This window comes from Streptomyces sp. NPDC126503 (assembly GCF_040302405.1).
GTDB lineage: Bacteria > Actinomycetota > Actinomycetes > Streptomycetales > Streptomycetaceae > Streptomyces > Streptomyces gulbargensis.
This window is the reverse complement of sequence record NZ_JBEORS010000003.1, coordinates 171,932-193,776: the sequence shown is the minus strand read 5'-3', so window position 1 is coordinate 193,776 and position 21,845 is coordinate 171,932. Positions and strand designations below refer to the sequence as shown.

Below are 21,845 nucleotides of genomic sequence, written 5' to 3'. Positions count from 1 at the left end.
TCTGTGTTGCCATCTGTTGAGATGTGCACGCCAGGGACGATACTGCCGGGGTCCAACACCCGTTCAACACTGAACGGAACCCAGGGAGGACGGTGTGACATCGTTGCGTACCCCGCCTAGTCCGCGCGCGCGCCTGAGACGGCTCGGAGCGGCATCCGCCGCGGCCGGCCTGCTGGCCACGCTGCTCGCCACCGGCTCCGCGGTCGCCACCCCCGACCCCGGAGACGCCCCCGTCCGAGGCACCGTCTCCGCGGAGCAGGCCGCCGACGCGCGGGCCGCCATCCAGAGCGGTGAGATACCCGGGGTGGACGAGATCGTCCACACCTCGAACATCCAGCACCTGGCCAACGTCCCCAAGGGCGCGCTCAAGGGCCTCAACACCGACATCGCGTTCCAGGGCAGCTACGCCTTCGCCGGCAACTACGACGGCTTCCGGATCTTCGACATCAGTGACCCGAAGGCCCCCCGGAGCGTCGCCGAGGTCCTCTGCCCCGGCGCCCAGAACGACATCTCCGTCTCGGGGGACCTCCTCTTCCTCTCCACCGACTCCTCCCGCAGCGACGACTCCTGCGCCAGCACCTCCCAGCCGGCCTCCGTCAAGGAGTCCTGGGAAGGCGTGAAGATCTTCGACATCAGCGACGTCACCGACCCCAAGTACGTCGCCGCCGTCGAGACCGCCTGCGGTTCGCACACCCACACCCTCGTCCCGCAGCGCAAGGACGTGTACGTCTACGTCTCGTCCTACTCGCCCAACGCGGCCTTCCCGGACTGCCGGCCGCCGCACGACGGCATCTCCGTCATCAAGGTCCCCCGCAAGGCCCCCGAGCAGGCGCGCGTCGTCGGCTTCCCCGTCCTCTTCCCGGGCGAGGGTCCGGACGGCGGCGGCAACCCCGGCGCCCCCACCAACCCCGGCGTCTCCAAGACCACCGGCTGCCACGACATCACCGTGCTGCCCGGCAAGGACCTCGCCGCCGGCGCCTGCATGGGCGACGGCATCCTCTTCGACATCGCGGACCCCGAGCATCCCCGGGTGATCGACCAGGTCCAGGACAACGTCAACTTCGCCTTCTGGCACTCCGCGACCTTCAACCAGAAGGCGAACAAGGTCGTCTTCACCGACGAGCTCGGCGGCGGCACCGGCGCCACCTGCAACGCCCAGGTCGGCCCGAACCGCGGTGCCAACGGCATCTACGACATCGTCGGCAAGGGCAAGAAGCGCGACCTGGTCTTCCGCAGCTACTTCAAGATCCCGCGCCACCAGGCCGCCACCGAGAACTGCGTCGCCCACAACGGCTCGCTCATCCCGGTCAAGGGCAAGGACCTCATGGTGCAGGCCTGGTACCAGGGCGGCGTCTCCGTCTGGGACTTCACCGACTCCGCCAAGCCGAAGGAGATCGGCCACTTCGAGCGCGGACCGCTCTCCGCCACCACCCTCTCCGTGGGCGGCTCCTGGTCCGCGTACTACTACAACGGCCACATCTACTCGAACGACATGGCCAAGGGCCTCGACGTGCTGAAGGTCTCCGACCGCCGCACGGACCCGGCCGCTCGCGTCCGGATGCACGAGCTCAACGTCCAGACGCAGCCCGACTACTTCGAGGACTTCGAGGACTGACCGGGCGCACCGTCCACGGGCCGGCCGAGCGGCGGGCCCACCACCGGCGTGCCGCCGGGCGGACCCCCGTCCGGCGGCGCACCCCGCTCCCACTCGAGGCCGTAGCGGTGGAACAGCTCCGCGCGCAGCCGGGCCATCGGCATCGGCGCACCCGGCAGCAGCACCGCCACCACCGCGCCCATCAGCAGGGCGCGCAGCAGCGGGTAGTCGGTGTCCACGTCCTCGGAGCCGTACCGCTCCACCGTGTCGCGCAGCAGGAAGGCGAGCCGCTGCTGCTCCTCGCACCGTACGAAGCCCTCGGCCTGCAGGATGCCCGCCATGTGCGTCCGCATCAGGGTCGGCCGGGCCACCGCCAGCCCCAGGATCGCGTCGATGGCCCGCGCCAGCCGCTCCCGGCCGTCCTCCGTGCGCGGCTCGCGCTCCAGCGCCTCCTCCAGCGTCAGATGCATCAACCGGTGCACGGCGGACTGGAGGAGCTGCCGCTTGCCCGGGAAGTAGTACGAGACCAACCCGCGCGCCGAACCGGCCCGCTCCGCGATGTCGCCGAGCGTGGTCGCCTCGTAACCACGCGTCGACACCAGCTCGACGGTGGCCTGCAGAATCCGCTCGCGCGAACGCCTTCGGAGCTGCTCGTTGACCGATGGGCTACGCGGGGACATGCTGGACTCCTGCGTTGACTGGCTGCCAGCCAATATACTCAGCGCATGCCGCACTCCGGCCGACCCGGTCGGAGGGCGGTCTGACCGTCTGTTCTGGGCGACACGGGGGATCGTCCAGAACAGGCGGTCTCACTCCTTTTCTCCCATTCTGCTCCGCGGTGCGGCCGGCGGCGGCGGTACGGAGCGGGGGAGCGGGCGCGGGAAGCGGCGCTCGCTCCAGCGGTACGCGAGGACGGCCGAGGCCACCAGGCACCAGCCGAGCAGCCAGCCTCCGATCACGTCCGAGGGCCAGTGCACGCCCAGGTACACCCGGGTCCAGCCGACGCCCAGGACCGAGACCACGGAGAGCCCGGCGACCGTGCCCCAGCCCCGCCACGGCTCCCGCCCACTCAGCGCGAGCACCCACAGCAGCAGCCCGCAGGTCACCGTGGCGGCCATCGCGTGACCGGACGGGAACGCCGCGAACCGTGCCGAGTCCACCGGGTCGGGCCACACCGGCCGCTCCCGCCCCACGGCGGCCTTGAGGAAGTGCTGGATCCCCAGGGCGACGACCGTGGTCACCGCCACCCACGCCGCCCGGCGCCGCTCGCCCCGCCACCACAGCGCGATCACCACGGCCGCCGCCAGGGCCCGCATGGTCAGGGGGTCCCACACCCAGTCGCTGAACACCCGGGCGAAGGCGGTCACTTCCGGGCGGCCGACGGCGCTGCGGTGCAGCGCCTCGGCGACCGCGCGGTCGAAGGAGAGCAGGGGTGGCCACTCGCCGGCCACCAGCAGCAGACACAGCACGGCCAGGACCCCGGACACCACGGCGGAGGAACGCATTCCCTGATCCTGCCCGACGATCGCCCCCGGATGTCCCTCCGGAGTGATCTCCGCGCGCCGGGAGCGGCACGCGTCCGGCTTTAGCCGAGCGCGGCGAGGCCGGGGACGAAGGCCACCAGGACCGGGAAGACGGGGACGAGGGCGGCGGTGGCGGTGAGGCGCAGCCGGTGGCCCGCCGTCAGGCGGGGGGCCGCCGTGAGCAGCCGGTGCACGCGCTGCGGCAGGTGGGCGTCGGGGGCGGGGCCCGGCCCGAACACCCCGCGGTCCTCGTTGAGTCCGACCAGGGCCAGGGCGATCGTCAGCCGCCCGAACCGGCGCGAGGCCACGTCGTCGGCGGCCAGCTCCACCAGCCGGTGCATCTCGGCGCGGAAGGCCGCGAAGACCGGGATGCCGGGGAACCCGCCCGCCAGGGCGCCCGAGCAGTGCAGCAGCCAGTCGTGCCGGGCGCGCGCGTGCCCCTGCTCATGGGCCAGGACGGCGTCGAGCTGACGGCCCTTGAGGCGCTGGAGCGCCGCCGTGGTGATGACGAGGCGGGGCGTCGTGCCGGGCAGCCACCAGGCGTGCGCCCGCTCGCCCTCCAGGACGACCAGCCGCTCCCCGCCGGGCTCCTCGCCCGGCAACAGCGGGGCGCGCTCGAGGAGTTCGCAGCGGCGCCGCCGCCGGCGGGCGCGGGCGGTGCCGATCTCGCGGCCCAGCATCGCCCCGGTCCACAGACCGCCCGCGGCGAGCACGACCGCGAGCACCGCCGACCACGGCCCGTGCGTGGAGAGTTCGTAGGCCTCGACCACCGCGCGCGGGGCTCCCGCGAAGACCTGGCCCCGCACCGCCTGCCAGGCGGCGGCCGCGCTGATGGTCATGGACAGGGCGAAGCTCATCAGGACCGCCGCCACCACGCACTGCCAGACCCACAGGGCCACCACGGGTTCTCGCTCGACCCAGTCGGCCCGCGCGAGCAGCCGCGGGGCGACGAGGGCGGTCACAAGGCCGAGCAGGAGCAACGCGAGGGAGACCCACATACCGCCAGCCTATGAGCCGGGTACTACTCGGGGGTATGGACTCGCGCCGCAAGTGACGCACGCCACGTTTGCGCGGCTCGGAGCCGCCTTACGTCACGGTGTCATGCCGTCACAGCGTCACAGCGTCACAGCGTCACGAGCATGGCGAGCATGGCCAGGCCCATGGCGAGCCGGCAGACGAGGGTGAACTCCGGCCGCAGCGTCCACGCGCCCCCCGCGTCCCCGGTGCCCGCGCCCCCGCCCGCCGGCGCCGGCACGAGCCGCCGGCCCGCCCGGAGGACGTACACCGCGTAATAGAGGAGCAGCGCCCCGGTCAGAAGGGGGACGCCCCCCGCCGCCGTGTGCCCCCCGTGTGCTCCGGGAGCCGCCATCGCCACCGCCATGTAGACCATGGCGAGCGAGCCGACCACGTGGTGCAGATGGTGACCGCCGCGCCGGGCGCCCGCGAGACCGTGCAGCGCCGCGGCGCCGAAGACCGCCGCGTACACCGCCCAGCTCCACGCCGGCGGGGTGAGGACCGCGGCCGGCAGGGCCATCGCCGCCATGCCGAACCCCATCACCGCCTCGCCGCCCGCCGCCCGCCGCTGCTCCCCGGCGCAGGCCCTGATCCGCAGCAGGCAGTAGGCCCCGCTCAGCGCGCACAGCGCCACCAGCAACCACCCCGGCAGGGCAGGTCCGTGCACGGCACATCTCCCCTTCGACGCCGTCCTCGACCCCGGGCCTTCCCCCCGGGCTCGCCCCTGTCTTCCCCGGCGCAGGCTTCCCCTCTCCGGACGGGCACACGCGGGCGCACGGGTGCGTACAGACGTACGAGGGGCGCGCGGGGGAGCGCGCTAGGCTCGGGACGATCGCGGACGCCGATCGTCAGAGCCCGAGGGGAGCCCGTACAGATGGACACCGCCACGTCCCACGAGACCGGCAGGATCGGCTACCGCGACGCGGTGCCGGAGGACGTGCCCGTGCTCGTCCCGCTCGTCGAATCGGCCTACCGGGGCGACTCCAGCCGGGCCGGCTGGACCACCGAGGCGGACATCCTCCAGGGGCAGCGCACCGACGCCGAAGGCGTCGCCGCCGTCATCGCCGATCCGCGCAGCCGGCTCATGGTGGTCGAGCGGGACGGCGAGGCCGTCGCCTGCTGCCAGCTGGAGCACCGGGGTGAGGCCGCCTACTTCGGCATGTTCGCCGTCCGCCCCGAGCTCCAGGGCGCCGGCCTCGGCAAGCGGATCATCGCGGAGGCGGAGCGCCGGGTGCGCGAGCTGTGGGACGTGCGCGAGATGCACATGACGGTGATCTCGGTCCGTGAGGAGCTCATCGCCTGGTACGAGCGGCGCGGCTACCGCCGTACCGGGCGGACGACGCCGTTCCCGTACGGCGACGAGCGGTTCGGCGTGCCCCAGCGGGACGACCTGGAGTTCGAACTCCTGGTGAAGCCGCTGGTCTGATCCCGCCGCGCACCGGGGCCGCCCGCCGACGGACGGCGGAAGAGTGGCCCTCCCCCTGGTCGACAGGAAAAACTTCGGTCGCCAGGGGGGTCGCACAGGATAATTTCTCTTGCCCGCTCTTGCGAGGGAGAGCCGTGCATGGATACGGTTCCTTGACGCAAGGTTCTCCTGTGGAGGAAGAGGCATGACGGAAATTCTTGTGCAGGACGTGACCGGTGGGGAGATAGCCACCGACGCCAAGGTGATCGACCACCCGGCCTGGCCCGAGCTCAAGAACGCGGTGGAGGAGATCCGCGTCTGGCAGCGCGCGGACGGTTCCATCGACTTCGAGGCCGAGGGCGCGCCCTCGCGCTCCCTCGTCGAGCTGACCCTCGACCGGGTCACCGCCGCCGTCGAGCAGCTCTCCCCGCTCGTGCCGCACGACGCCGCCTACCACCGCGCGCTCGTCGCCGACCTGCGCAAGTGGGCCGAGAGCGGCTTCGCGGTCCCGGACTTCCTGGACTCGCTGCTGGCCTTCCAGCCGGCCGCCGGCCGCGCCGACGGCCTCCAGCACCTCGTCCTCTTCCCCATGTACACGCAGAACGGCAACCCGGACCGCAACCTCGAGGCCGTCGTGCTCCGCATGGTCTGGCCGGAGTGGCTCGCGGAGCTGGAGCGCACCCGCTACGACAACCCGCTCTTCTGCGGCATCACCTTCGAGGACTTCACCAGCGGGTACGACACCCACTCTGCCGTCCTCTTCCCGGAGACCATCGCCGTCCGCGAGGCCCCCGAGCGCTTCACCTGGGGCGGCATCTTCTGCGACCGCGAGGCCGCCCGCTTCCGCAAGGTCACCGAGGCCGCCGTCGACATCCTCGGCCTCGACCTGCCCGAGGACATCGCCGCCATGCTGGACGACCAGCAGCGCTGCGAGCAGGCCTTCGTCCTGTGGGACATGGTCCACGACCGCACCCACAGCCACGGCGACCTGCCCTTCGACCCCTTCATGATCAAGCAGCGCCAGCCCTTCTGGATGTACGGCCTGGAGGAGCTCCGCTGCGACCTCACCGCCTTCAAGGAGGCCGTGAAGCTGGAGGCCGAGGGCAACACGCACGGCCGCGACGTGCAGTACGCCGTCCTCTTCGACCGGATGTTCCGCTTCCCGGTCTCCGGCGACCGCAACCGCAACTACGACGGGCTGGGCGGCCAGCTCCTCTTCGCCTACCTCCACCAGCACGACGTCGTGCGCTGGACGGACAACACGCTCAAGATCGACTGGAAGCGGGCCCCCGAGGTCACCAACCAGCTCTGCGCCGAGATCGAGACGCTCTACCGCGAGGGCATCGACCGCCCGAAGCTGGTCCACTGGTTCAAGGCGTACGAGCTCGTCTCCACCTACCTCGCCCCGCACCCGGGCTCGAAGTGGGCCAAGGGCCCCGACGCCCTGGACCTCACCCTCCCGCCGCGCAAGCTCGTGGACGACGTGCTTCCCGACGAGTTTCCCCTCAGCATGTTCTTCGAGGCCCTCGCGAAGAAGCTCAAGGGCGTGATCGCCGACACCAAGGGCATCACCGCCGCCGACGTCCTGCCGACCGCGCGGGTCGCCGCGTGAGCGCAGTCACCGAAGACCCCCGGCACACGGAGGAGGCCACGCCCATGAAGGCGAACGGAAACGGCGGAGCGCTCGACGGCGCCGTCATCGCGGTCGCGGGCGCGGCCGGCCCCGCGGGCCGCGCGGCCCTGCTGCGCCTCGCCGAGGCCGGCGCCACCGTCGTCGGCTCCGACGCCGACCCGGCGCGTCTGGCCGAGGCGGTGGACGCCGCCCGCTACGCCCACGGCGGCGCCACGGTCGTCGGCGACACGGTCGACCTCCTCGACCTCGGCGCCACCCGCGACTGGGCGGCGAAGACCGAGAAGGAGTTCGGCCGGATCGACGGCCTGGTGCACCTCGTCGGCGGCTGGCGCGGCAGTCCCTCCTTCGCGGAGACCGACCTCAAGGACTGGGACCTCCTGGAGAAGCTCCTCGTCCGCACCGTCCAGCACACCTCGCTCGCCTTCCACGACGCGCTGCTCAGGAGCGGCGGCCGCGGCCGCTACGCCCTGATCAGCCAGGTGGGCGCGCACAAGCCGCAGCACAACAACGCCGCGTACAACGCCGGAAAGGCGGCGGCCGAGGCGTGGACCCTCGCCATGGCGGACTCCTTCCGCAAGGCGGGGGGCGACGAGGGCCCGCAGGCGGCGGCTGCGATCCTGGTGATCAAGGCATTGGTGCACGAGGCGATGCGCGCCGAGCGCCCCAACGCGAAGTTCGCGGGCTTCACCGACGTCAACGACCTGGCCGACGAGATCGCCGGCCTGTGGGACAGGCCCGCCCAGGAAGTGAATGGACAGCGCCTGTGGCTGACCCCCAAGCCGTGACCGCGGCTCTCGGCCCCAGGACCGACGCACGTCGTCACCACGACCCGTCGGTCCGGGGCTTCGCCAGTGACAACTACGCCGGCGCCCACCCGGAGGTCCTCGCGGCCATCGCCCTCGCCAACGGCGGCCACCAGGTCGCCTACGGCGAGGACCAGTACACCGAGCACCTCCAGCGCGTGATGCACGGCCACTTCGGTCCCTCGGCCGAGGCCTTCCCCGTCTTCAACGGGACCGGGGCCAACGTCACCGCCCTCCAGGCGCTCACCGACCGCTGGGGCGCCGTGATCTGCGCCGAGTCCGCGCACATCAACGTGGACGAGGGGGGCGCGCCGGAGCGCATGGGCGGCCTCAAGCTGCTCACCGTGCCCACCCCGGACGGCAAGCTCACCCCCGAGCTGATCGACCGGCAGGCCTGGGGCTGGGAGGACGAGCACCGGGCGATGCCCCAGGTCGTCTCGATCACCCAGAACACCGAGCTCGGCACCGTCTACACCGTGGACGAGATCCGCGCGATCGTGGACCACGCCCATGCCAAGGGCATGAAGGTGCACCTCGACGGCGCCCGGATAGCCAACGCCGCCGCCTCGCTCGACGTGCCGATGCGCGCCTTCACCAACGCGGTCGGGGTGGACGTCCTGTCGTACGGCGGCACGAAGAACGGCATGCTCTTCGGCGAGGCCGTCGTCGTCCTCAACCCGGACGCCGTCAGCCACATGAAGCACCTGCGCAAGCTGTCGATGCAGCTCGCCTCCAAGATGCGCTTCGTGTCGGTGCAGCTGGAGGCGCTGCTCTCCAAGGACCTGTGGCTGCGCAACGCCCGCCACGCCAACGCGATGGCCCGCCGCCTCGCGGACGGTGTGCGTGCCGTCGACGGGGTGGAGGTCCTCTACCCGGTCCAGGCCAACGCGGTCTTCGCGCGCCTGCCGCACGAGGTCAGCCGCCGGCTCCAGGAGCGGTTCCGGTTCTACTTCTGGGACGAGGCGGCCGGCGACGTGCGCTGGATGTGCTCGTTCGACACGACGGAGGACGACGTCGACGCCTTCCTCCAGGCGCTCAAGGAGGAGATGGCACGCTGACGCCGTCTCCACAGCCTGTATAGGTATGCGGCCGGATGGAAATACATTGATTTCCTCCGGCCGCGTCCCTATGCTCCCTGCGCATGGAACTCATCCAGCGGAACCCCGAACTCTCCGCGTATCTGGCGGCCTGCGAGGCCGTCGATCACGAGCACCCACGGGTGCGTGAGACCGTCACGCATCTATCAGAGCGCTATGGCGACGCATACTCATACGCCGAAGCCGCCTATGTGTTCGTCCGGGACGCCATCCCGCACTCGCAGGACTCCGGCGACCTCCGCGTCACCTGGCGCGCCTCCGACGTCCTGGAGTGGCGTACCGGCATCTGTTACGCCAAGTCGATCGCGTACGCGGCGCTGCTGCGGGCCCGCGGCATTCCCGCCGCCCTTTGTTACCAGCGGCTCGCCGAGGACGACGGCTCCCGTCCCGCGATCCACGGGCTGGTCGCCCTGCGGCTGCCGGGAGCCCGGGGCTGGGCCCGCCAGGACGTCCGGGGCAACAAGCCCGGCGTCGACGCCCAGTTCTCCCTCGACCGGGAGAGGCTGGCGTGGACCGTACGCCCGGAGTTCAACGAAGTGGACTACCCGGTGCTCTATACTGAACCGCACCCGGCGGTCCTGCGCGCCTTGAAGGAGGCGCCCGACCGGCCGCACCTCTGGCAGACCCTCCCTTCGGAACTGTGACGTCCCGAAGACCGAACGGCGGAACATGACACTCACGCTCACCGTCTCCGACGAGGTCCACGCCCTCGTCCCCGGCTTCACCCACCTCGCCATCGAGGCCCGGGACCTCGTCAACGGGCCCAGCGACGAAACGAGTTCGGCGCTCCTGGACGATGCGGTACGGCGCCTCGCCGACCGCCTCGGCGGGCGGACCCCGGACCAGGATCCCCATGTCGCCGCCTGGCGGGCCGCGTACTCCGCCTTCGGCGCCAAACCCTCACGGACCCGCAACTCGGCCGAGGCGCTGGCCCGCCGGGCCCTCACGGAGGCCGGGCTCCCCCGGATCAACCGGCTCGTCGACGCCTACAACGCGGTCAGCGTCGCCCACCTGATCCCGGTCGGCGGCGAGGACCTCGGCAGGATCCGGGGCGGCATGAGACTGGTCCGGGCCACCGGTGAGGAGCCCTTCGTCACCGTGGCCGGCGGCGAGGAGACGGTGGAGCGTCCCGAGCCGGGCGAGGTCGTCTGGTGCGACGGGGCCGGGGTCACCTGCCGCCGCTGGAACTGGCGCCAGGGACCCCGGACCCGGATCGACGAGGACACCACGGACGCCCTGTTCCTGCTGGAGTCGCTCGCCCCGATGACCCGCGACGAACTGCTCGCCGCGGGCACGGAGCTGGCCGACTCCCTGCGGAGGGTCAGCCCCGGGGCGCGGATCACCGTCCGCGACCCGGCGTAAGGGCCCGCGTCCGGCTGCGGCCCGACGGGGCCGGACGCGGGCGCGGCCCCGGCCGGGGACCGTCCTCACCCGCGCGGCAGCGTCAGCCGGCTTCCTTGACCTGGGCCGGCGTCGGAGCCGTACCACCCAGGTGCGCCGGGATCCACCACGTGTCACCGGCGTCCTTGGGGCGCACCGGGTAGGCGCGCTGCGCCGCTTCCAGGAGCTCCTGCACGCGCTCGCGCAGCCGCCGCGTGATCGCTCCCGCGTACTGGTCGGCGGGGGCCTCCACCGGCTCACCGACCCGGATGGTCACCGGGATGTGGCTCCGCCGGAAGTTCCGCGGGCGGCCCTTGGTCCAGATCCGCTGCGTACCCCACAGGGCCATCGGGATCAGAGGCACGCCGGCCTCCTGGGCGAGGCGCGCGGCACCGGACTTGAAGCTCTTGAGCGTGAACGACTGGGAGATGGTCGCCTCGGGGAAGACCCCGACGATCTCTCCGGCCCGCAGCGACTCCAGCGCGTGCTGATAGGCGTGCTCGCCCTGCGAACGGTCCACCGGGATGTGCTTCATGCCGCGCATCAGCGGCCCCGAGATCTTGTGCCGGAAGACCGAGTCCTTCGCCATGAACCGCACCAGGCGCTTCTGCGGCAGGGCCGCGAGTCCGGTGAAGATGAAGTCCAGGTAGCTGATGTGGTTGCTGACGAGAACGGCACCACCGGTCTTCGGGATGTGCTCCGAGCCCTGGCTGTCGATCTTCAGGTCGAGCGCCTTGAACAGGGTCTGGGCGGCGCCGATGACCGGACGATAGACGAGTTCTGCCATGGGAAGAGGAACCCCCTTCTTCAATGCCTGGGGAGGGCTCTCCCGGCGAAGTTACGCGGCCGTAGGTTTTCGGCTTTGGGCAGATCGTGCCCCAAGTACGCCGTCATAACCAGCCCACGTGGCGTCGTAGGGGGAGATTCTCGTCACTCCAGGTCCCGGTGGCGGGAAATGAACCCTCCCGTGCGAGGCTGGCCGGCGGGAATCGTGAGCGTCCCCAGGACGCTGATCAGGCCGGGACCCCGGGCGCGCTCGGGGTGCTCCGGCCGACGGCCGGAGACGGAACAAGGCGGAAGGGGACGGCATGGCAGAGGTCCTGGGGCCGGAGGCGCTCGGCGCCGCGCTGGGGGAGCGGGCCACCCTCGTCCAGTTCTCGACCGCCTTCTGCCAGCCCTGCCGGGCCACCCGCCGCACCCTCGCCGAGGTGGCCGCCATGGTGCCGGGCGTCGGCCACGTGGAGATCGACGCGGAGGAACGCCTCGACCTCGTCCGGGCCCTCGGCATCACCAGGACCCCCACCGTCCTCGTCCTCGACCGCTCCGGCCGTGTCGTCCGCAGGGCGGCGGGGCAGCCGCGCAAGGCCGATGTCATCGCCGCCCTCGGCCAGGCCGTCTGACGCCGTGACACTCCTCCCACATCCCGGTACCCACTTGACTGCCCCGGCCACGCGTCGTCACCCTGACGGGGTGCCTCAGGAACTCCTTCTCCACCGCCGGGTCCACGTCGACCTGGCACGCCACGCGAGCGCGCGCTGTCCGGGTGCCTGACGCCTCCCGGACCTGCCGCACGCCGCCCCCGAAGAAGGACAGTTCCATGACGGCTTCCCCCGAGCTCCGCACCGTTCCCACCCTCGGTGCGCCCCGGCAGGCCTCCCCCGATCTGCTCCGCTCCGTCTTCCGCCGGCACGCCGCCGGCGTCGCGGTCGTCACCGCGCACGGCGAGCACCCCGTCGGCTTCACCGCCACCTCGCTCACCTCCGTCGCCGCCGACCCCCCGCTCCTCTCCTTCGGAGTGGGCACGGGCTCCTCCAGCTGGCCCGTCCTGGCGCGGGCCGGGCACGTCGGCGTCCACATACTCGGGGAGCACCAGCAGGACCTCGCGGCCACCTTCGCGCGCAGCGGCGCCGACCGCTTCGGCGCGGGCACCGGCTGGAGCAGGGGCCCCGAGGGCGTGCCGGTGCTCGACGGCGTCCTGGCCTGGCTGGTCTGCCGGGTGGTCGCCCGGGTTCCGGCCGGCGACCACCGGATCGTCATCGCCGAGGCGGTCGCCGGGGACCCCGGCGGGACGGGCCGGCCGCTGCTCTACCACCAGGGGCGCTTCAACGCGCTGCGGGACTGAGAGTTCCCGTACCCACGGCACTCCGGGCGTTGGCAAGGTCACATGCCTGAGCGCTTGCTCAGCGGTAACGAACTGGGTGTACTGACGAGTAATATCTCGGTGGGGCACCGGACGCCCTGACCGGAAACCCGCCCTTCAGGCGCCTATGCTGCGAGCAACAAGGCAGCCCAGTTATGACGATGCAGTAGGAGAGCCGGCGTGAGCTTGAGGATCGTTGTCTGTGTGAAGTACGTGCCCGACGCCACCGGCGACCGGAAGTTCGCGGACGACCTGACGGTCGACCGTGACGACGTCGACGGCCTGCTGTCGGAGCTCGACGAGTACGCGGTCGAGCAGGCGCTGCAGATCGCCGAGGAGGCGGACGACGCCGAGGTCACCGTGCTGACGGTCGGCCCCGAGGACGCCAAGGACGCGCTGCGCAAGGCGCTGTCCATGGGCGCCGACAAGGCCGTCCACGTCCAGGACGACGACCTGCACGGCACCGACGTCATGGGCACCTCGCTGGTCCTCGCCAAGGCCGTCGAGAAGACGGGCTACGACATCGTCATCGCCGGCATGGCCTCCACCGACGGCACCATGGGCGTCCTGCCCGCGATCCTCGCCGAGCGCCTGGGCGTCCCGCAGGTCACCCTGCTCTCCGAGGTCAAGGTCGAGGACGGCAAGGTCACCGGCCGCCGCGACGGCGACGCCGCCTCCGAGCAGCTCGAGGCCGCGCTTCCGGCCGTCGTCTCCGTGACGGACCAGTCGGGCGAGGCCCGCTACCCGTCCTTCAAGGGCATCATGGCCGCGAAGAAGAAGCCGGTGGAGTCCCTGGACCTCTCCGACCTCGACATCGAGGCCGACGAGGTCGGTCTGGCCGGCGCCTGGACCGCGGTCGACTCGGCCGCCGAGCGTCCGGCGCGCACCGCGGGCACGATCGTCAAGGACGAGGGCGAGGGCGGCAAGCAGCTGGCCGAGTTCCTCGCGAGCCAGAAGTTCATCTGAGGCTCGCGCGAGCCCCCCAGACCGCCCCCTTTCGTTCGCAGGAGAAGTCCCATGGCTGAGATTCTCGTCTACGTCGACCACGTCGACGGAGCCGTCCGCAAGCCCACCCTGGAGCTGCTGACCCTGGCCCGCCGCCTCGGCGAGCCCGTCGCCGTCGCGCTGGGCAACGGCGCCGCCGACACCGCCGCCGCGCTCGCCGAGCACGGTGCCGTGAAGGTCCTCACCGCCGACGCGCCCGAGTTCGCCGAGTACCTCGTGGTCCCGAAGGTCGACGCACTGCAGGCCGCGTACGAGGCCGTCTCGCCGGCCGCCGTCCTGGTCCCCTCCTCCGCGGAGGCCAAGGAGATCGCCGCCCGCCTCGCGGTCCGCATCGGCTCCGGCCTGATCACCGACGCCGTGGACCTGGAGGCCGGTGACGAGGGCCCGGTCGCGACCCAGTCCGCGTTCGCCGCCTCGTACACCACCAAGTCCCGCGTCTCCAAGGGCACTCCGGTCATCACGGTCAAGCCGAACTCGGCTCCCGTCGAGGCCGCCCCGGCCGCCGGCACGGTGGAGGCCCTGTCGGTGTCCTTCGGCGCGCTCGCGACCGGCACCAAGGTGACCGCCCGCACCCCGCGCGAGTCGACCGGCCGCCCGGAGCTGACCGAGGCCGCGATCGTCGTCTCCGGCGGCCGTGGCGTCAACGGTGCCGAGAACTTCGCGATCATCGAGGCGCTCGCCGACTCGCTCGGCGCGGCCGTCGGCGCCTCCCGCGCCGCCGTCGACGCCGGCTGGTACCCGCACGCCAGCCAGGTCGGCCAGACCGGCAAGAGCGTGTCGCCGCAGCTGTACATCGCCTCCGGCATCTCCGGCGCGATCCAGCACCGCGCCGGCATGCAGACGTCGAAGACGATCGTCGCGATCAACAAGGACGCCGAGGCGCCGATCTTCGACCTCGTCGACTACGGCGTCGTGGGCGACCTCTTCGAGGTCGTCCCGCAGCTGACCGAGGAGATCAAGTCCCGCAAGGGCTGATGACCTGCGGTTCCAGTGGTCCCGGGGGCCGCACGGCGATCTGTCGCCGTGCGGCCCCCGGCCGTTTCGGACAACCATTGACGCGAGTCCCGGCGGACTACTAACTTCGCTATACGGATTGTTGATTCCGTGCAGCGGAAAACAGGAGGATGTGGGATGGGTCAGCAGGAGAAGGTGTCGACGAGCCTCGCGGGCGCGGTCAGCGAGGACATCAGCGCCTCCCTCGCCGCGGTGGACGCCGAACTCGACCGCCGCTACCCGGGAGACCCCGGCACCCGCCAGCCCGTCCACACCGTTTACGTCCCCGGCAACCTCTTCGACGCCGGCACCATCCGCTCCTGGGGCGACCAGGCGCTGGCCGCCCTCGACGAGCATGCCCCCGACGCCGCCTCCTTCGCCTCGGTCCTCGGCCTCTCCGACGACCTCGCCGCGGACGTGTACGGCCGCGTCCGCGCCAAGCTGGAGCGCGAACCGATCGAGGACCTGCGCGTCGACTTCGAGGACGGCTACGGCGGCCAGGACGAGGACCAGGACGCCGCCCGGGCCGCCCGTCTGATCTCCGAGGCGTACGCCGGGGGCACCGCCGCCCCGTACATGGGCATCCGCATGAAGTGCATGGAGGCCGCCGTACGCGACCGCGGCATCCGCACCACGGACGTCTTCCTCACCGGCCTCCTGGAGAACGGCGGCCTCCCCGAAGGGCTCGTCCTCACCCTTCCCAAGGTCACCTACCCCGAGCAGGTCTCCGCCTTCGTGCGCCTCCTCGAGGCCTTCGAGAAGGCCCACGGCCTCGACGACGGCCGCCTCGGCTTCGAGATCCAGATCGAGACCAGCCAGGCGATCCTGGCCGCCGACGGCACCGCCGCCGTCGCCCGCATGATCGGCGCCGCCGAGGGCCGCGCGACGGGCCTGCACTACGGCACCTTCGACTACAGCGCCTGCCTCGGCGTCTCCGCCGCCTACCAGGCCAGCGACCACCCCGCCGCCGACCACGCCAAGGCGATCATGCAGGTCGCCGCCGCCGGCACCGGCGTGCGGGTCTCCGACGGCTCCACCAACGTGCTGCCGGTGGGTTCCACCGAGCACGTCCACGAGGCCTGGCGCCTGCACTACGGCCTCACCCGCCGCGCCCTCGCCCGGGCCTACTACCAGGGCTGGGACATGCACCCGGGCCACATCCCCACCCGGTACGCCGCCGTCTTCGCCTTCTACCGCGAGGGCTTCGAGACCGCCGCCAAGCGCCTCTCCGCCTACGCCAACCACGCGGGCGGCGACGTCATGGACGAGCCGGCCACCGCCAAGGCCCTCTCCTCCTACCTGCTGCGCGGCATCGACTGCGGCGCCCTCGACACGGCCGAGGTCGACGCCCTGACCGGCATGACCCGCGCCGACCTCGCCCGCTTCGCCGCCCCGCGCCGCGGCGATCTCACGGCGACGGCGCAGTAGACCACGCGACGGGCGAGACCTCCCGGACCGCGACCCCCGGCGAACGTCCGCCGGGTACGCCCCCTCGTGCCGGTGCCCCCGGCAGCCGGGGCGGGCCGCCGCACGGCAACGGCGGCATAACGGCCGGGCGGCCGACGCCAAAGCCGCCACCGGCGCCCCGTACTCTGTGACGCGTTGATCGTGGACGACAGGGAACGGGGCATCGGTGTCTTCGGCTTCGGGGGAGTACGAGCGGCTGGCCGGCCGCTACCGGATCGTGGCGCAGCTGGGCCGCGGCGGGATGGGCGTCGTCTGGCGTGCCGTGGACGAGGTCCTCGGCCGCGAGGTGGCCGTCAAGGAACTGCGCGCGTACAACGACTCGTCGGGTCCCGAACTCGACGACCTGCGCCTGCGGATGCAGCGCGAGGCGCGGGCCGCGGCGCGGGTCCGGCACCCCGGGGTCGTCGCCGTGCACGACGTGACCGAGCACGAGGGCCGTCCCGTCATCGTCATGGAGCTGGTCGACGGGCCCTCCCTCGACGGCGTCCTCGGGGAGCGCGGGGCCCTCGACCCCCGGGAGGCCGCCGGGATCGGCGCCGCCGTCCTGGAGGCGCTGGCCGCCGCCCACGACGCCGGGGTCCTGCACCGCGACGTCAAGCCCGGCAACGTCCTCCTCGACCGGGGCGGCCGCGTGGTCCTCACCGACTTCGGCATCGCCACCATGGAGGACCCCGGCGATGGTTCCGCCACCCGTCTGACCCGCAGCGGCGAGATCGTCGGCTCCCTGGACTACCTGGCACCCGAACGGGCCCAGGGCCGGCAGCCCGGCCCGGCCTCCGACGTGTGGGCCGTCGGCGCCACGCTGTACGCGGCGGTCGAGGGGGCCTCCCCGTTCCGCCGTACGTCGACCTGGTCCACGCTCAACGCCATCGTGGTCGAACCGCTGCCCGAACCGCACCGGGCGGGCCCCCTCGCGCCCGTGCTGCGCCTCCTCATGGACAAGGACCCGGACCGCCGCCCCGACGCCCGGACGGCGGCCCGCCTCCTGGCGGCGGTCGCCGAGGGCCGGGAGACCGCCGGGGCGGACCCGCACGGGCAGGACGCCGCGGCAGCCTCGGCGGGCCCCGCCGCCTCGTACGGGCCGGGCGCAGAGCCCTCGCCGTACGGTGCCGGTACGCCCCTCGGCGGGTCCGCCGGTTTCGGTCCCGCACCCCTCGGCGGCCCGGACAGCGCCGGTTTCGGTCCCGCGCCGGTCCCGTCGCCGGGCACCGGCGGATTCGGCCCGGCCCCCGTCGCCGGGCCGGGCGGTGGTGGTTTCGGACCCTCCGGAACCGGACCGGGGCCTGTCGGGCCGGCCGGGCCCGTGACGGCCGCCGCGCGTCCCGCGACCCCGACCGCCAGGAAGCGCTCGACGCCGCTGATCGCGGCGGCCGTCGCCGCCGTCCTGCTCGCGGGCGGCGGCGTGACGTACGCCCTGGTCGGCCGTGAGACCGCCGCCCCGGGCGGCCACTTCGCCGGCGGCCAGGTCCCGGTCGCCCCCGGCGAGGACCCGGGCCGCGCCCTGGACGCCGGTTCCCTCACGCCGGGGGCGAGCACCACGGCCCCCACGGCGCCCCCGTCGACGGCCGGCACCGGCTCGCCCAGCGCCTCGCCCTCGACGCCCTCGACGCCCTCGTCCTCGTCCTCGGCCCCTGCGCCCTCGCGGCCGCCCGTCCCCGGCAAGGGCGCCACGGCCGGCACGGGCACGGACGGCGGCACGGATTCCGGCGGCTCCGGCGGCGCCACCGGAGGCGGAGGCACGTCCGGGGACACCACCGGCGGTACGACGGGAGGGGCGACCGGCGGTTCGACCGGTGGCTCCTCCGGGGGGACCTCCACCACGGGCGGCGGCTCGCCCACGCCTCAGGCCCCCGCCTGCCACCCGCGCGCCGACGGCCGGTACGACTGCACCGTGTGGCGCACCGAGAAGACGTACAGCCAGGACGGCACTCCCCGGGGCATCCTCAACGCCGGTGTCAACTACTTCTCCTGCCAGGCCGACCTCGGCCGCCGCGAGACCTCCGGCGAGTGGACCAACGTCTGGTGGGCGAAGACCGACGACGACAGCGGCAACACGGACGTGTACTTCAGCGTCGTCTACATCAAGGGCGGAGACAACGACGCCCCCGTGCCCGGCCTGCCCGTCTGCTGAACGGGCGGGACCCGTGGGGGCCCGGCGCCGGGCCGGCGGTCAGGCCGGCGGGGTCTCGCCCGAGCCGCGGGGGATCAGGGTCGTACCGAGGACCGTGCGGGCCGGGGGCTCGTCGGCGCCGTCGAGGCGGCGGAAGAGGCGCTCCGCCGCCGTGCGGCCGAGGGCGGCGGCGTCCTGGGCGATGACGGTGATGCCGAGCAGGTCGGCGAGTTCGATGTCGTCGAAGCCGACGAGGGCCACCGGCCGGGGCCGTCCCGCGAGCGTGCGGACCGCCGTCACGGTGACCCGGTTGTTGCCCGCGAAGAGGGCCGTGACCGGCTCGGGCGCCGCCAGCATCTCCTCGACAGCCCCGCGGACCCGCTCCGGGTCCGTCGGCCCCAGCGACACCCACGCGTCGTCGACCGGCAGGCCCGCGTCCTCCATCGCCGCCCGGTAGCCGCGCAGCCGCTCGGCGGCGGTGTGGATGCGGGGGCGGTCGCCGACGAAGCCGATCCGCCGGTGGCCCTGCGCGACGAGGTGGGCGACGCCGTCGCGCGCGCCGCCGAAGCTGTCCGAGAGGACGGCGTCGGCCTCGATCCGGCCGGCCGGGCGGTCCACGAAGACCGTGGCTACGCCGGCGCGCATCTCCGGTTCCAGATAGCGGTGGTCGTCGCCCGCCGGGATGACGATGAGACCGTCCACCCGCCGGGCGCAGAGCGCCAGCGCCAACTCCTGTTCGCGTTCCGGGTCCTCGGCGCTGGAGCCGTTGATCAGCAGGGCGCCGTGCGCGCGGGCCACTTCCTCGACCGCGCGGCTGAGCGGCCCGTAGAACGGGTCGGCGAGATCCTCCAGGACGAGTCCCACGGTGGCGGTCCGTCCCTTGCGCAGCACCCGCGCGCTGTCGTTGCGGCGGAAGCCGAGGGCGTCGATGGCCTCGCGCACCCGCCGCTCGGTGTCGGGGGTGACGCCCGGTTCGCCGTTGACGACCCGGGAGACCGTCTTCAGGCCGACACCGGCCCGTGCGGCGACGTCCTTCATCGTGGGCCGGTTTCCGTAGCGGCGGTCGGGGCGGCGGGCGGTCTCGGCCACGGTGCGCGGTTCCTCCGGTCGGCTGGGGGCGGGTGGGAGACGGCCCGCGCGGGGCCGTCGGGTCGAGCATAGGGCCTGGACAACGTTGTCACGACGGGACAGACTGTACGGAGCACCCTTCCGCCCGTCCGTGCCGCCGACTGGAGACCGCCCGCCCATGCACACCGACTCCGCCGCGGAACCCCGCCTCGCCGGCGGCCCCGCCACCGGTCTCGTCGCCGCGCTCGACATCGGCGGCACCAAGATCGCCGGCGCGCTGGTCGACGACACCGGGCGGATCAGGGTCCGGGTCCAGCGGCCGACGCCCGCGCGGGAGGACGGCGAGACGGTGATGAAGACGGTCGAGGAGGTCCTCGCCGGTCTGGCCGAATCGCCGCTCTGGCCGGGGGCCGGTTGTGTCGGCATCGGCAGCGCGGGCCCCGTGGACGCCTTCCGGGGCACCGTCAGCCCCGTGAACGTACCGGGCTGGCGTGACTTCCCCCTGGTCGAGCGCGTCCACCGGGCCACCGGCGGACGCCCCGTCACCCTCGTCGGCGACGGTGTGGCCATGACCGCCGCCGAACACTGGCTCGGCGCGGCCCGCGGGCACGACAACGCCCTCTGCCTGGTGGTCTCCACGGGCGTCGGCGGCGGCCTCGTCCTCGACGGCCGCGTCCACCCGGGCCCCACCGGCAACGCCGGTCACCTCGGCCACATCAGCGTCGACCTGGACGGCGAGCCCTGCGCCTGTGGCGGCCGCGGCTGCGTCGAACGCCTCGCCAGCGGGCCGCACATCGCCCGCCGCGCCCTGGAGAACGGCTGGCGCCCCGGCCCGGACGGCGACACCTCCGCGGCGGCCGTGGCCGCCGCCGCCCGCGCCGGAGACCCCGTCGCCCTCGACTCCTTCGACCGTGCCGCCCGCGCCCTCGCGGCCGGCATCGCCGCCACGGCGACCCTGGTGGAGGTCGACATCGCGGTCATCGGCGGCGGTGTGGCGGGCGCGGGCGAGATCCTCTTCGGCCCCCTGCGCCGCCACCTCGCCACGTACGCCACGCTCTCCTTCGTCCGCGGCCTGACGGCCGTCCCGGCCCGGACCGGCACCGACGCCGGACTCCTGGGCGCGGCGGCGGCCGCCCGCACGCCGCGCGCCTCCGGCGCGAACTGACGAAGGATCCGGTTTCCGTCCGCTCCCCCTCCCCTCGATCACACGCTCTCTTCCCGGCGGACGGAGAAGGCCCCCGCGGCCGCCGCCAGGACTGCCGCCTCCGCGGCCCGTTGCGGGAGTTCCGGGTCCGGATCGGCACGCAGGAGCACCAGTCGGTGGTAGAGCGGCGCCGTGGCGGCGATCAGCAGGCTCCGCGCGTCCGTGTGCCGTGCGGGGAGTTCACCCCGCTCGATGGCGCGCTCGACGAGGATCTCGCACTGGGCGTACCGGTCCGTCCACAACCGCGTCTGGGCCCGTGCGGCCTGTTCGGAGTGGAACGAGGCGGCCATCAGGGCGACGGCGAGCGACGGCTGTACGACCAGGGATTCCTGGATCTCCTGATTGAGGGCCGTCAGATCGGCGCGCAGAGAGCCGGTGTCCGGCGGCTGCCAATCGATGTCGCCGGCGGCGTCGATGACGTCGACGAGCAGGCCGCCGACATCGCGCCACCGCCGGTAGACCGTGGCGCGGTGCACTCCGGCCCGCGTCGCGACACCCTCCATCGTGAGTCCTTCGTGACCGCCTTCGGCGAGTTCGGCGCGCACCGCGTCGAGAACCTGGGCGCGGACGCGGGCGGTGCGACCGCCCGGGCGGCGGTCCGAGGTCGTGTCCAGTGGGTCCGTCATCGGCGATCCGTATCCGGTTGATCGAGGTGGCAGAGCTGTGCCAGCATCCTAACGCGACACTTGTCGCTTTATTTCGTCCGAGAGGAACCGCCGCCGCGATGCCCCCCGTTCCCGCCGACCCGACCGTGCTCCACCCGATGCCCGAGCACCCGCGCGTGGTTCTGCTGAAGCCGCTGGTGAAGTCACCGCTGATCGAGGTCGGTGACTTCACCTATTACGACGATCCGGACGACCCGACCGCGTTCGAGACGCGCAACGTCCTGTACCACTACGGCCCCGAGCGGCTTGTCATCGGCAAGTACTGCGCGCTGGGGACGGGCACCCGGTTCATCATGAACGGCGCCAACCACCGCATGGACGGTCCTTCCACCTTTCCGTTCCCCACCATGGGGGGCTCCTGGGCGGAGCACTTCGACCTGATCACCGACCTTCCCGGCCGGGGCGACACGGTCGTCGGCAACGACGTGTGGTTCGGCCACGGCGCCACGGTCATGCCCGGTGTACGCATCGGCCACGGCGCGATCGTCGCCGCCGGCGCCGTGGTCACCGGCGACGTCCCGGACTACGGCATCGTCGGCGGCAACCCCGCCCGGCTCATCCGCACGCGCTACGACGCCGCCGACGTCGACCGGCTCCTCGCCGTGGCGTGGTGGGACTGGCCCGTGCGGCACATCACCAGGCACGTACGGACGATCATGTCGGGGAGCGTCGCCGACCTGGAGGAGGCCGCCGCGCGGATCGACCAGCGCTGACGGCGCGTCCTCACCACACCGCCCGCTCCCG

General features: G+C 73.0%; 22 protein-coding genes. 15 read left to right on the top strand and 7 right to left on the bottom strand.

Annotated features, from left to right (window positions below; all coding sequences use genetic code 11):
- Positions 1–94 precede the first annotated feature (94 nt).
- Entirely contained in the window at positions 95–1,615 is a 1,521-nt protein-coding gene (locus ABTY40_RS06040; protein WP_352058390.1) for an LVIVD repeat-containing protein, read from the top strand.
- On the opposite strand, the gene ABTY40_RS06035 is transcribed toward ABTY40_RS06040, so the two are convergent.
- The 4 genes from ABTY40_RS06035 to ABTY40_RS06020 all read right to left on the bottom strand — a co-directional run bounded on the left by ABTY40_RS06035 (position 1,591) and on the right by ABTY40_RS06020 (position 4,798).
- Positions 1,591–2,274 (bottom strand): TetR/AcrR family transcriptional regulator, encoded by a 684-nt coding sequence (locus ABTY40_RS06035; protein WP_352058389.1) that lies wholly within the window; start codon positions 2,272–2,274, stop codon positions 1,591–1,593. The genes ABTY40_RS06040 and ABTY40_RS06035 overlap by 25 nt on opposite strands.
- A 129-nt stretch (positions 2,275–2,403) precedes the next feature.
- Entirely contained in the window at positions 2,404–3,099 is a 696-nt protein-coding gene (locus ABTY40_RS06030) for a phosphatase PAP2 family protein (RefSeq protein ID WP_352058388.1), read from the bottom strand.
- Positions 3,100–3,179: 80 nt separating this feature from the next.
- On the bottom strand, positions 3,180–4,115 hold the full coding sequence (locus ABTY40_RS06025; protein ID WP_352058387.1) for a M56 family metallopeptidase: 936 nt from the start codon (positions 4,113–4,115) through the stop codon (positions 3,180–3,182).
- A 125-nt stretch (positions 4,116–4,240) separates the two neighbouring features.
- A complete protein-coding gene (locus ABTY40_RS06020) occupies positions 4,241–4,798 on the bottom strand; it encodes a DUF5134 domain-containing protein (protein ID WP_352058386.1) in 558 nt (185 codons plus the stop codon).
- Between the two features lie 207 nt (positions 4,799–5,005).
- On the opposite strand from ABTY40_RS06020, the gene ABTY40_RS06015 reads away from it, so the two are divergent.
- The 6 genes from ABTY40_RS06015 (at position 5,006) to ABTY40_RS05990 (ending at position 10,431) form a co-directional block, all read left to right on the top strand.
- Positions 5,006–5,557 (top strand): GNAT family N-acetyltransferase, encoded by a 552-nt coding sequence (locus ABTY40_RS06015; protein WP_352058385.1) that lies wholly within the window; start codon positions 5,006–5,008, stop codon positions 5,555–5,557.
- A gap of 184 nt (positions 5,558–5,741) precedes the next feature.
- Positions 5,742–7,148, top strand: coding sequence for a DUF6421 family protein (locus ABTY40_RS06010; RefSeq protein WP_352058384.1), 1,407 nt, complete (start codon positions 5,742–5,744; stop codon positions 7,146–7,148).
- 44 nt (positions 7,149–7,192) lie between these two features.
- Entirely contained in the window at positions 7,193–7,954 is a 762-nt protein-coding gene (locus tag ABTY40_RS06005) for an SDR family NAD(P)-dependent oxidoreductase (RefSeq protein WP_352058383.1), read from the top strand.
- Complete coding sequence (locus ABTY40_RS06000; RefSeq protein WP_352058551.1) at positions 7,951–9,030, top strand: threonine aldolase family protein; 1,080 nt, start codon at positions 7,951–7,953, stop codon at positions 9,028–9,030. The genes ABTY40_RS06005 and ABTY40_RS06000 overlap by 4 nt, the downstream gene beginning before the upstream one ends.
- 83 nt (positions 9,031–9,113) lie before the next feature.
- The gene (locus tag ABTY40_RS05995) at positions 9,114–9,713 is read left to right on the top strand and encodes a transglutaminase-like domain-containing protein (protein WP_352058382.1); all 600 of its coding nucleotides are present in this window, start codon (positions 9,114–9,116) and stop codon (positions 9,711–9,713) included.
- A gap of 25 nt (positions 9,714–9,738) precedes the next feature.
- Positions 9,739–10,431: a B3/B4 domain-containing protein gene (locus ABTY40_RS05990; protein ID WP_352058381.1), complete on the top strand. Its 693-nt coding sequence runs from the start codon at positions 9,739–9,741 to the stop codon at positions 10,429–10,431.
- Positions 10,432–10,513: 82 nt separating this feature from the next.
- On the opposite strand, the gene ABTY40_RS05985 is transcribed toward ABTY40_RS05990, so the two are convergent.
- A complete protein-coding gene (locus ABTY40_RS05985) occupies positions 10,514–11,236 on the bottom strand; it encodes a lysophospholipid acyltransferase family protein (RefSeq protein ID WP_345284567.1) in 723 nt (240 codons plus the stop codon).
- 301 nt (positions 11,237–11,537) lie between these two features.
- On the opposite strand from ABTY40_RS05985, the gene ABTY40_RS05980 reads away from it, so the two are divergent.
- The 6 genes from ABTY40_RS05980 (at position 11,538) to ABTY40_RS05955 (ending at position 18,185) form a co-directional block, all read left to right on the top strand.
- On the top strand, positions 11,538–11,849 hold the full coding sequence (locus tag ABTY40_RS05980) for a TlpA family protein disulfide reductase (RefSeq protein ID WP_352058380.1): 312 nt from the start codon (positions 11,538–11,540) through the stop codon (positions 11,847–11,849).
- Between the two features lie 197 nt (positions 11,850–12,046).
- The gene (locus ABTY40_RS05975; RefSeq protein WP_352058379.1) at positions 12,047–12,571 is read left to right on the top strand and encodes a flavin reductase family protein; all 525 of its coding nucleotides are present in this window, start codon (positions 12,047–12,049) and stop codon (positions 12,569–12,571) included.
- A gap of 198 nt (positions 12,572–12,769) precedes the next feature.
- A complete protein-coding gene (locus tag ABTY40_RS05970; protein ID WP_352058378.1) occupies positions 12,770–13,555 on the top strand; it encodes an electron transfer flavoprotein subunit beta/FixA family protein in 786 nt (261 codons plus the stop codon).
- A gap of 51 nt (positions 13,556–13,606) precedes the next feature.
- Positions 13,607–14,569 carry an electron transfer flavoprotein subunit alpha/FixB family protein gene (locus ABTY40_RS05965; RefSeq protein WP_345284558.1) on the top strand — a complete coding sequence of 321 codons (963 nt, stop codon included), beginning with the start codon at positions 13,607–13,609 and terminating at the stop codon, positions 14,567–14,569.
- Positions 14,570–14,725: 156 nt separating this feature from the next.
- Positions 14,726–16,015: a DUF6986 family protein gene (locus tag ABTY40_RS05960; protein WP_352058377.1), complete on the top strand. Its 1,290-nt coding sequence runs from the start codon at positions 14,726–14,728 to the stop codon at positions 16,013–16,015.
- A 205-nt stretch (positions 16,016–16,220) separates the two neighbouring features.
- Positions 16,221–18,185, top strand: coding sequence for a serine/threonine-protein kinase (locus ABTY40_RS05955; protein ID WP_352058376.1), 1,965 nt, complete (start codon positions 16,221–16,223; stop codon positions 18,183–18,185).
- A 39-nt stretch (positions 18,186–18,224) separates the two neighbouring features.
- Here the strand turns inward: ABTY40_RS05955 and ABTY40_RS05950 are convergent, their stop codons facing one another.
- Positions 18,225–19,202: a LacI family DNA-binding transcriptional regulator gene (locus tag ABTY40_RS05950; RefSeq protein WP_352058550.1), complete on the bottom strand. Its 978-nt coding sequence runs from the start codon at positions 19,200–19,202 to the stop codon at positions 18,225–18,227.
- 208 nt (positions 19,203–19,410) lie between these two features.
- Here ABTY40_RS05950 and ABTY40_RS05945 point away from each other — a divergent pair, with 208 nt between their 5' ends.
- Positions 19,411–20,397, top strand: a complete 987-nt coding sequence (locus tag ABTY40_RS05945; protein WP_352058375.1) for an ROK family protein — start codon at positions 19,411–19,413, stop codon at positions 20,395–20,397.
- A 38-nt stretch (positions 20,398–20,435) separates the two neighbouring features.
- On the opposite strand, the gene ABTY40_RS05940 is transcribed toward ABTY40_RS05945, so the two are convergent.
- Positions 20,436–21,062, bottom strand: a complete 627-nt coding sequence (locus ABTY40_RS05940) for a TetR/AcrR family transcriptional regulator (RefSeq protein WP_352058374.1) — start codon at positions 21,060–21,062, stop codon at positions 20,436–20,438.
- Between the two features lie 98 nt (positions 21,063–21,160).
- Between ABTY40_RS05940 and ABTY40_RS05935 the strand changes: the two genes are divergently transcribed.
- Entirely contained in the window at positions 21,161–21,814 is a 654-nt protein-coding gene (locus ABTY40_RS05935) for a CatB-related O-acetyltransferase (protein ID WP_352058373.1), read from the top strand.
- Positions 21,815–21,845: the final 31 nt, after the last annotated feature.